The organism is Streptomyces cinereospinus (assembly GCF_042430725.1).
Taxonomy (GTDB): domain Bacteria; phylum Actinomycetota; class Actinomycetes; order Streptomycetales; family Streptomycetaceae; genus Streptomyces; species Streptomyces cinereospinus.
On record NZ_JBHMCY010000128.1, the window covers coordinates 1 to 10,001 of the forward strand.

Here is a 10,001-nt window from a genome sequence, read left to right on the forward strand (position 1 = left end):
CCGCCGGGCCGCGCCGGCGGCCCGCCGGCCGGCGTCCCACCGCCGTGGCACGGACCCTGAGACTGGCCGAATCCGTACGCCCCCGGGACCGCACCGGCCCGGTCCGCGGGCCCCAGCGGCCGGCCGTCCCCCGGGCACCGGCATCGGGGAGCCGGTCCGCCGGGGCGGGGGCCGTCAGGCCTCCCAGACGGCCGCCGCGGTGCGGTCGTCGGCGTAGCCCTTGACCCGCGCCTGGGTGTCGGCGAGGAAGGCGGCGAGGCCCGGCGGGGGCGGCGCGGACCACCGCTCGCGCAGATGCGCGGTGAGTTCCGGTTCGCCGCGCAGCGGCTCGGCCAGACCGGCGGTGCACATCAGGAGGGTGTCGCCGGGCCGGGCCACGGAGGCACGGAAGCGGAAGGGCTCGCGCGGGGGTTCGGCGGCCGGTTCGTAAGGGCTGGGCGGGGTCGGTATGCCGAGGTCCATGGTGATCCGGTCGATGCCGGAGGGCGGTGAGCCGAAGCCGGGCACAGGCTCCCCGGCGGCCTCGCCGGGCTGCGGCTCGATGTCCTGCCAGGCGCCGTCGCGCAGCCGGAACAGGCCACCGGCGCCGACACCGAAGAAGACGCGGGTACGGCATCCGGGGTCTGCGGGCAGGAGCAGGCAGCGCAGGGTGGCGGCGTACTCCTCAGGCCGCAGGCCCTGTTCGGCCGCGCCGGCGCGGAGTCTGCCGAGGCTGCGGCCGGTCAGCCGGTGCAGGCCGGACTTCAGCTCGCCGCGCCGCCCGGCCCGGATGTCCTCGGCGAGCCGCGCGTGGCTGCGCCCGACCGCCCGCCCGATCCACCGGCAGGCCTCGGCGGCGGCCCGGTGCGCCCCCGCGGTGGCGCGTGCGCCGGTGGCCATCGCGACCAGCACGAGCGCCTCGTCCCCGGTGCCGAACCGGGCGGTGAGCAGCGCGTCGCGGCGGGGTTCGCCCCGGTAGCGCGCGGAGTCCCCGCGCACCGAGGCCGCGCGCAGGGTGCAGGCCCCGCAGTGGGCGCCGTCCAGCACCGTGTCGGCGACCAGGGCGGCCAGGTCGTCCGGGTCGGCGGGCGGGAGGGCGGTGGGTTCGGGGTCGTAGGTGGGCGGCCCGGAGCCCACGTGGTGGAGGGAGACGGGGGCGGCGGGGCTCAGGCGGGACGGGGCGGCCGGCCGCGCCGGTGGCGGGGCCGGCTCCGCGAAAGCGGGGGCGGGCGTGCCGGTGACCGAGGTGGTGGGACCGTGCGGAGGTGACGGGGCGGCTGGGACCGCCGGAGCCGGAGGGACCGCCGGCGGCTGCGGGGCGGGCGGCGGCTGCGGGGCTCCTTCGGGAGCGGCTGTGGCCGGCGGGGGGTCGGGTGGGGCCCACGGAGCGGCCGGGGCCGGGGCCGCGGGTGCCGCTCCGGCGTCGCGCGGCGCGGGCACACAACGGTCGGCGCGGAGCGGGGCGCCCCGGGCCCCCGATGGCCCGGTCACCGCGTCCGACGCCGAGGCGAAACGGTCGTCCAGTGAGTCGGGCGTGCGGGTGGGGCCCGTGTCCTCGGTGATGTCGTCGTACAACTGCCCCCACCAGTCGTCGGAGTGACCGGTGGGCCTTCCCCCCTGCTGGCTCATGCCGCCCATTGTCCACCGCGCGGGCCCGAGGGAAACGGGGCGTCGGGAAAACGCGGTCTGCCCGGCCGGGTCCGTGACGGCCTGTCGGTGAGCCGCCGTACCGCTGTGGGACGGGGGGCCGCCGGGCGGCTCCACCCCGCGGGAGAACCGAAGCGGCTGATGGAGCCGGCGGGGGTGACGGCCCGCCCGCGGCCGGGGGGCCGGCGTACGAGCGCGGGTGGCCGGCGGCGCCGACCGCCCGCGGGACGGGCCTGCGCGGTCGCGGCCCGGTCCCCGGCGACCTGCGAACTCGCACGCGCTCCGGCACGCTGGGCAGATGGGAGTGTGGCAGCTCCTGCTGGCCGGTCTGGTCATGCTGGCCGGCCTGTGCGGAGTGCTGGTGCCCGGTGTTCCGGGATCGTGGCTGGTGTGGGCCGGGGTGATGTGGTGGGCGCTGCAGGATCCACGCCCGGTCGCCTGGTTCGTGCTGGTCGGCGCCACCGTGGCGCTGCTGGTGTCGCAGGTGGTGCGCTGGGCCCTGCCGCCCCGCCGGCTGGAGGAGAGCGGCGCCAGTCCCCGGATGGCGGTGTACGCCGGGCTCGGCGCGCTCGCCGGCTTCGTCGTGGTGCCGGTGCTCGGCGCGATCCCCGGCTTCCTGGCCGGCGTCTACCTCTGCGAACGCCTCCGGCTCGGCCGGCACGGCGAGGCCCGGGCCGCCCTGCGCACGGTGATGCGCTCGGGCGGCTCCGGTGTGCTCGCGGAGCTGTTCACCTGCCTGCTGATCACGGGCGCGTGGCTGGGCGCGGTGATCTGGGGCTGACCCGGCCCCGCGCGCCGCTCAGCCGGCCGCCGGTGGCAGCACGCCCTCCAGCGTGAGCAGCCGCACCTTGCGGTCCAGGCCGCCCGCGTAGCCGGTCAGCGCGCCGTTGGCGCCGATCACCCGGTGGCAGGGGCGCAGCACGAGCAGCGGGTTGGCGCCGATCGCGCCGCCGACGGCCCGTACGGCGGCGCGCGGCGCGCCGATCCGCGCGGCGATCTCGCCGTACGTGGTGGTCGCGCCGTACGGCAGTGAGTCGAGCGCCTCCCACACCCGCTGCCGGAACGGCGTCCCCTCGGCCCGCGACGGCAGCCGGAACTCCTTCAGCTCCCCGGCGAAGTAGGCGGCGAGCTGCTCCGCCGCCTCCCGGAACAGCGCGGGGTCGTGCCGCCAGCCGTCCTGGACGGTCCGCCCGCCCTTCTGCCCGGGCACGGACAGGGAGGTGAGGGTGCCGGCCGGGTCGGCGGTGAGGAGCAGCTCGCCGAGCGGGCTGCCGACGGTGGTCCAGTGGGTCGGGGCGGTGGTGACGGGGGTGTTCACGGGAACTCCAACTCCCCTGCTGCGCGCAGGTGGTGTACGGCGTACGAGCGCCAGGGGCGCCAGCTGTCGGGGACGTCCGCGCCGGGTGGCGCGACGTCCGGGTCGCCGAGGGCGCGGGTGCGCACGACGGCCGCGGTGACGGCGTCCAGGCCGGGCAGGGCGGCCAGCGCGGCCTGCGCGTCGTCCCGGTCGGCGCCCGGATCCAGCCGGACGGCGCCGTCGGCGAGGGCCGCGGTGAGCGCGCCCAGGGTGCCCTCGGGTTCGGCCTCGGCGAGCACGGCCGGTTCCGGGAAGAGGTGGGTGAGGGTGCCGCAGGGCGCGTCGAGGGCCTTGCCGTAGCGGCGGACCAGGTGCTCCGCGGCCGACCGCCCCACCAGCGCGCGTACCGCCAGCTCCTCCGGGTCCGCGGTGCCGGGCGAGCGCAGGCCCGGCCGGGCGGCGACCAGCGCGGCGAGCCGCGGATCGGCGCCGAGCCGCTCGTCGACGGCGTACGGATCGGCGTCCAGGTCGAACAGCCGCCGCAGCCGCTGCACGGCGGTGGTGAGGTCGCGCTGGTCGGTGAGGTGCAGCCGGGCGTCGAGCCAGCCGCCCGCGTGGGGGGCGGAGCCGGGGCGTCCGGTCCGCTCGTCCACGGCGGCGATACCGGTGCCGTAGGGCAGCCGGAGGGTACGCCGGTAGGTGCGCCGGCCGGGCGCCCCGCTCACCTCCTCGATCCCGGGCACGGCCTCGCGCGCCAGCAGGTCGAAGACGGCACCCGCGTGGTACGGCCCCCGGTGGGCGAGCCGCAGCGGGATCCCGGCGCTCGGGGTGTCCGCCCGCCGGGCGGCGCGCCCCTTGGGCGCCGCGGCCCGCAGGGCGCTGGGGGTGGCGGCGTACACCTCGCGGATGGTGTCGTTGAACTGCCGCACACTGGCGAACCCGGCCGCGAACGCGATGTGGGTGATGGGCAGGTCCGTGGTCTGGATCAGCAGGCGCGCGGTGTGCGCCCGCTGTGCGCGGGCCAGGGCGACCGGGCCGGCGCCCAGTTCGGCGGTGAGCTGCCGCTGCACCTGCCGCGCGCTGTAGCCGAGCCGCGCGGCGAGCCCGGCGACCCCTTCCCGGTCCACGATCCCGTCGCCGATCAGCCGCATGGCGCGGCCCACGACGTCGGCCCGCACGTTCCAGTCGGCCGACCCCGGCACCGCGTCCGGCCGGCACCGCCGGCAGGCCCGGAACCCGGCACCCTGCGCGGCGGCGGCCGTCGTGAAGAACCGCACGTTGTGCCGCTTGGGGGTGACGGCGGGGCAGCTGGGCCGGCAGTAGATGCCGGTGGTCTCGACGGCGAAGAAGAACGCGCCGTCGAACCGGGCGTCCCTGCTCCGCACCGCCTCGTACCTGGTGTCCTCGTCCATCACGCCGTCCAGTCTCCGCGCCGGGGGCCACGCCGGCCAGCGGAATTCGGACACCCAGCTGCCGGACGGCCGTCTCCCGGCCCCGGGGACGGGCCCGGCGAGCGTGTCCCGGCCCCGGAAACGGGTCCGGCGACCGCGGCCCGGCCCAAGAGCGAACCGGACGACCGGGCCCCAGCCCGAACGCAAGCCCAGCCACCGCGGCCCGGCCCAAGAGCGAACCGGACGACCGGGCCCCAGCCCCAACGCAAGCCCGGCCACCGCGGCCCGGTCCGGGGGCGGATGCGGCGGCTCGGTGCTCGCCCCCGGACCGGGGACGTCTACCGCCAGCCCTTGCGCTTGGCCTCCATCGCGGCCCGTCCCTCGGCGCCCTTGCGCTTCCAGTCGCGGCGGATCTCCGCCCGCACCCGGGCGTCGGTCTTGGCCACGATCCACTGGTTCTCGCGGACCAGCTTCCGGTAGCTCTCCAGTCGCCGCACCGGCAGCTCCCCGGTGTCGATCGCGGCCAGCACGGCACAGCCCGGTTCGGACCCGTGCGCGCAGTCGTGGAACCGGCACCGGGCCGCCAGCTCCTCGATCTCGGCGAAGACCTGGCCGACCCCGGTGCCGGCGTCCCAGAGCCCGACTCCGCGCAGCCCCGGCGTGTCGATCAGCACCCCGCCGCCGGGCAGCGGCAGCAGGTTGCGCGTGGTGGTCGTGTGCCGGCCCTTGCCGTCGACGTCCCGCGTGGCCCGCACCTCCATCACGTCCTGTCCGAGCAGCGCGTTGGCGAGCGTCGACTTGCCCGCGCCGGACTGCCCGAGCAGTACGGACGTCCCGCCGGAGACGACGGCGGTGAGGACGTCCAGCCCGTCCCCGCCGACCGCGCTGACCGCCAGCACCGGCACTCCCGGCGCCGAGGTCTCCACGTCCTGCACGAGGTGCCCGCGGGTCACCGCGTCCGGTACGAGGTCGGCCTTGGTCAGGACGACCACCGGCTGCGCCCCGGACTCCCAGGCGAGGGCGAGGAAGCGTTCGATGCGGCCGAGGTCGAGTTCGACGGCGAGCGAGACGGCGACGATCGCGTGGTCGACGTTGGCGGCGAGGATCTGCCCCTCTGACCGCTTGGAGGAGGTGGAGCGCACGAAGGCGGTACGGCGCGGCAGACACGTCCGTACGTAGCGGGGGCTGCCCGCGGGTTCGACGGCGACCCAGTCGCCGGTGCACACGACCCGCAGCGGATCGTGCGGTGTGACGAAGGCGGTGTCGGCGCGCAGCACTCCGTCGGCGGTGACCACGTCGCACTGACCGCGGTCGACCCGCACCACCCGTCCGGGCAGCAGGCCCGCGGAGTCGTGGGGGGCGAACTCGGCGGCCCAGGCCTCGTCCCAGCCGTAGGGAGCGAGGGCGGTGAAAACAGAGGTGGAGGACAACAGGGGGACCCTTCCCAAGGGTGGCCCCGGCAGGCGCGCGTACGGACGGCGCGCGGCGTCGGAGTGTGTCAGCCGGTGGCCACGGAGGTGGACGTGACGAGTTCCTGGATGCGGGCAGCGCCCGGCACGGCGACAGTCATCGGTCGACACCTCCTCATCACTCACGCGGCCATCCGGCGGCGGCCGGTGGCCACCGCCTGTTGCGCCGTCACTCTAGCCGGGCCCGGCGGTGGCCCGTCAACGCCTTTTCCGGGCCCGCCCCGCGGTCCGCCCCGGTCCTGCTACGCCTGCGCCGTCTCCGGCGTCCCGCGCTGCTCCGGCGTCTCCCGCGGCTCGTCCTGGGCGGGGAGGCTGTCCATGAAGGAGCTGACGGAGAAGACCGCGCGGCCGGGGCCGGGCGGGCCGTAGCCGGGCGGGGAGCTGAGGCCGAAGTCGTCCATGGTGGCGCGGTAGGCCTGGAGCAGCCGGATGTGGTACTCCAGCGGGGCGCCCTGCGGGTTGGCCTTGCCGAGCGGGGTGGTGGGCTCGGGGCACCAGGTGGTGAACCGGGGCGTGATGCCGTGCGACATGAAGAAGCGCAGGCCCTCGGTGGTGGACTCGATCGCCTCGTCGACCGTCTTGAAGCCGAAGGGCTCGGCCATCTCCACGCCGGCGACGAAGTTCGGGATGACGTTGCGCGCGCCGAAGACGTCGGCGGAGTCGAGGATGCGCCGGTGCCACTCGTCGCGGCCGACGTACCGCTCCTTGCCGGGGCAGTACATCTTGAACAGGTACTCGTCCCACACCTCGAAGTTGGGGTGGTAGATCTGCACGCCGTAGTCCTTGAACCGCTGCACGTCGTCCTTGGGCAGCGCCTGGGCGACGACCTTGCCGATCCACCGGCCCGGGAAGCGCTCCTCGATGGCCTTGGCGTAGTGGCCGTAGAAGTCGGCCTCGTCACGGCCGGAGACGGTCTTGGTGATGGCGCCGCCGGTGAGCGTGTAGGCGGTGGACGCCTTGGCGGTGTCGTACCGGTCGATGATCTCCAGGGCCTCCAGGACCTCCTCGACGTCCTTCACCCCGGTGTACGGCCGCCCGGCCGCCTTGTGCTGGCGCCAGTTGTGGTTGATGTCGCAGTACTGGCACTCCTCCTTGGCGCCGAAGTACTGGCAGACCCGGAAGACGGTCAGGTAGATCAGGTAGCCCCACTGGATGGTCGGGGCCACCTCCATCACCGACTTCCCGTTGGACAGGGTGTGCCGGTAGTACTCCGGCATCGGCGGCACGCCCACGTCCGCGATCCGCCGGCCGTCCAGGTAGAGCCCGAGCAGGCCCTCCTCGTCCGCGGCGACGCGGTACGGCGACGCCGGGTTCACCCGCACCGAGACGACGGTGCGGCGCAGGTCGTACGGGCCGCCGGTGAGGATGATCTCCTCCGGCGGCCGGCGCAGCGCCGCCTCGCCCAGCTCGGGCAGGGTGCCGTGGTCGAAGGAGAAGATGAAGTAGGACTTCGGCTTGACCTCGCCGCCCTCGTTGTCGCTCAGCGCGGACGGGTCGAAGGCGACACCGCCCCGGAGCAGGTCCTCCTTGAAGACGGCCTCCCGCGGCACGTGCGGGAAGCGCTCCATCAGATCCTCGACGAGCGCGGTGCGGCTGCCCATCCTCGTGTCTCCTCCCTGCGGCGGCGTGCTGCGGTGTTCGACTCCTCACGGTATGCCCCCCGGCTCCGGACCCGTGCAGCCGGGTCCGTCCGGACGCCCGGCCCATGCCTCCCCGATCCGCACCTTCTTGACGATCCTGACGTTTTTCGTCAGGATCGTCAGCATGAGCAGACGGGACGACATCGTGGCGGCGGCCGTCGACGTCTTCGCACGCCACGGCTTCCGCCAGACCTCGATGGACCTGGTCGCCCAGGCCGCCGCGGTCTCCCGCCCCGCGCTCTACCAGTACTTCCGCAACAAGCACGACCTGTTCACCGCCGTCGCCGCACGCGTCACGGACCAGCTCGTGACGGCCGCGCAGCGGGCCCGCGACGCCGAGGGCACCCTCGCCGACCGCGTGTACGGCGTCCTGCTGGTCAAACTCGACACCGCCGCCGGCATCGCCGGCACGCGGTTCCGGCAGGAGCTGATCGCCCAGGCCGGCGCCATGGGCCTGAGCCCCGCCGACGACCGGCTCGGCGATGTCCTGGCCCAGCTGCTGGGCGGCACCGCGACACCGGAACCGCGGGAGACGGCGTCCGTCCTGCTGGCCGCCACGGTCGGCATCGGCCAGTCGGAGGGCGGGCCGGACGTGCTGCGCCGACGGCTGCGACGGCTCGTCGACCTGGTGATCGACGGCCCGGCCGCCGCCCGGCCGCCCGGCGCGCCGACCCCGTGAGCGCCCCACGAGCCCTGCCCCCACGAGCCCTGCCCCCTGCGAGTCCTGCGCCCTGCGAGCCCCACGAGCCCGAGGAGTCGGGAAGATGCTCGGTACCGTCCTGCTGGCCTTCGCCGCCGGCTTCTGGGCCGGGAACGGCCTGCCCTACTACGTCGCCGGCAGCACCGGCGACCGCACCGCGCCCAGCCCCTTCCGCCCGTCGGCCGTGACGAACGTCCTCACGGGCTGGCTGATGCTGCTCGTCGCCGGTGTCTGCTGGCACTACGCCGACACCGACGCCCATCCCCTGCCCGGCCACGGCGCGGCGGCCGCGGGCGTGCTGCTGGTCGGGCTGATCCACGCCCGGCTCTGGCGCGCCGACCCCTGGCACCGGCGCTCCCGGCCGCCGCGCCGGGACGGCCTGCGGGTGTTCCGCCGGATGAGGGGTTGACCGGGGCTGATGTGCTGTCCCCGACGCCGACGTGACGCATCAGCGATCGGCACGATGAGCCGGGAAGGGGCGCGCACATGACCGGAACCGTGACCAACTGGGCGGGCAACATCACGTACACCGCCAAGGAACTGCACCGCCCGCCCACGCTCGGCACGCTGCGCTCGCTCGTCGCGGGCGCCGCGGGGGTGCGGGTGCTGGGCAGCGGGCACTCGTTCAACGGGCTGGCCGATCCGGGCCCGGAGGGCCTGCTGCTCTCCCTGGACGCCCTGCCGCCCGGGATCGACGTCGACACGGCGGCCCGTACCGTACGGGTCTCGGGCGGCGTCCGCTACGCCGAACTCGCCCGCCGCGTGAACGCCCACGGCCTGGCCCTGGCCAACATGGCGTCCCTGCCGCACATCTCCGTCGCCGGCTCGGTGGCGACCGGCACGCACGGCTCGGGCGTCGGCAACGCGCCCCTCGCCGCCGCGGTGCGCGAGGTCGAACTGGTCACCGGCGACGGGACGACCGTCACGATCGCCCGGGGCGAGGAGCGGTTCGGCGGCGCGGTCACCTCGCTGGGCGCGCTCGGCGTCGTCACCGCCCTCACCCTCGACCTGGAGCCGGCCTTCGAGGTCGAGCAGCACCTCTTCACCGAACTGCCGCTGGCCGAGCTGGACTTCGAGGCCGTCATGGGGGTCGCGTACAGCGTCAGCCTGTTCACCGACTGGCGGGCGCCCGGGTTCCGGCAGGTGTGGGTCAAGCGCCGCACCGACCGGCCGTCGCCGGCCTTCCCCTGGGCCGCGCCCGCGACCCGGGCGCTGCACCCGGTGCCGGGGATGCCCGCGGTCAACTGCACCGAGCAGTTCGGCGTCCCCGGGCCGTGGCACGAGCGACTGCCGCACTTCCGCGCGGAGTTCACCCCGAGCAGCGGTGCGGAGCTCCAGTCGGAGTACCTGATGCCGCGGGCGCACGCCGTCGGCGCGCTGCACGCCCTGCACGCGATCGGCGAGGCCGTGGCGCCGGTCCTGCAGACCTGCGAGGTACGCACGGTGGCCGCCGACGCGCAGTGGCTGAGCCCCGCGTACGGGCGGGACAGCGTGGCCGTGCACTTCACCTGGATCGCGGACACGGCGGCGGTGCCGCCGGTGGTGCGCCGGGTGGAGGAGGCCCTGGCGGAGTTCGACGCGCGGCCGCACTGGGGGAAGGTGTTCGCGATACCGGGGTCGGTGCTGCGGCAGCGGTTGCCGCGAGTGGCGGACTTCCGGCGGCTGGCGCGGGAGCTGGATCCGGCGGGCAAGTTCGCCAACGCCTTCGTGCGGGACCTGCTGGACGGCTGACCCGACGCCGCCCCGGAAGGGCCCGCCGGGCGTGTCGGCATCGAGCGACAGCACCTGGCCCACCGCCGGCCCGTACCGCGCCGCCCTGGTCCCGGCCGCCGGCGGCGGGCCGGCGGACGGCGGCGGGCCGGCGGTCGGCGGCGGGCC

Annotated in this window: 9 protein-coding genes; 4 read left to right on the forward strand and 5 right to left on the reverse strand. The window is 75.9% G+C overall.

Going from position 1 to position 10,001, the window contains the following annotated elements; translation table 11 throughout:
• Positions 1-174: 174 nt before the first annotated feature.
• Complete coding sequence (locus ACFF45_RS34550) at positions 175-1,608, reverse strand: protein phosphatase 2C domain-containing protein (RefSeq protein WP_381350959.1); 1,434 nt, start codon at positions 1,606-1,608, stop codon at positions 175-177.
• A 316-nt stretch (positions 1,609-1,924) separates the two neighbouring features.
• Here ACFF45_RS34550 and ACFF45_RS34555 point away from each other — a divergent pair, with 316 nt between their 5' ends.
• Positions 1,925-2,407: a DUF456 domain-containing protein gene (locus tag ACFF45_RS34555; RefSeq protein ID WP_381350960.1), complete on the forward strand. Its 483-nt coding sequence runs from the start codon at positions 1,925-1,927 to the stop codon at positions 2,405-2,407.
• 18 nt (positions 2,408-2,425) lie between these two features.
• On the opposite strand, the gene ACFF45_RS34560 is transcribed toward ACFF45_RS34555, so the two are convergent.
• The 4 genes from ACFF45_RS34560 to ACFF45_RS34575 all read right to left on the reverse strand — a co-directional run bounded on the left by ACFF45_RS34560 (position 2,426) and on the right by ACFF45_RS34575 (position 7,384).
• Positions 2,426-2,944, reverse strand: a complete 519-nt coding sequence (locus tag ACFF45_RS34560) for a methylated-DNA--[protein]-cysteine S-methyltransferase (RefSeq protein WP_381350961.1) — start codon at positions 2,942-2,944, stop codon at positions 2,426-2,428.
• On the reverse strand, positions 2,941-4,335 hold the full coding sequence (locus ACFF45_RS34565) for a DNA-3-methyladenine glycosylase 2 family protein (RefSeq protein WP_381350969.1): 1,395 nt from the start codon (positions 4,333-4,335) through the stop codon (positions 2,941-2,943). The genes ACFF45_RS34560 and ACFF45_RS34565 overlap by 4 nt, the downstream gene beginning before the upstream one ends.
• Before the next feature lie 317 nt (positions 4,336-4,652).
• Entirely contained in the window at positions 4,653-5,744 is a 1,092-nt protein-coding gene (gene rsgA / locus ACFF45_RS34570; protein WP_381350962.1) for a ribosome small subunit-dependent GTPase A, read from the reverse strand.
• A 281-nt stretch (positions 5,745-6,025) separates the two neighbouring features.
• Positions 6,026-7,384, reverse strand: a complete 1,359-nt coding sequence (locus tag ACFF45_RS34575; protein WP_381350963.1) for a radical SAM protein — start codon at positions 7,382-7,384, stop codon at positions 6,026-6,028.
• A gap of 163 nt (positions 7,385-7,547) precedes the next feature.
• On the opposite strand from ACFF45_RS34575, the gene ACFF45_RS34580 reads away from it, so the two are divergent.
• The 3 genes from ACFF45_RS34580 to ACFF45_RS34590 all read left to right on the forward strand — a co-directional run bounded on the left by ACFF45_RS34580 (position 7,548) and on the right by ACFF45_RS34590 (position 9,854).
• Positions 7,548-8,102, forward strand: a complete 555-nt coding sequence (locus ACFF45_RS34580) for a TetR/AcrR family transcriptional regulator (protein WP_381350965.1) — start codon at positions 7,548-7,550, stop codon at positions 8,100-8,102.
• Between the two features lie 85 nt (positions 8,103-8,187).
• Positions 8,188-8,532: a hypothetical protein gene (locus ACFF45_RS34585; protein WP_381350966.1), complete on the forward strand. Its 345-nt coding sequence runs from the start codon at positions 8,188-8,190 to the stop codon at positions 8,530-8,532.
• A gap of 77 nt (positions 8,533-8,609) precedes the next feature.
• Positions 8,610-9,854: an FAD-binding protein gene (locus tag ACFF45_RS34590; RefSeq protein ID WP_381350968.1), complete on the forward strand. Its 1,245-nt coding sequence runs from the start codon at positions 8,610-8,612 to the stop codon at positions 9,852-9,854.
• Positions 9,855-10,001: the final 147 nt, after the last annotated feature.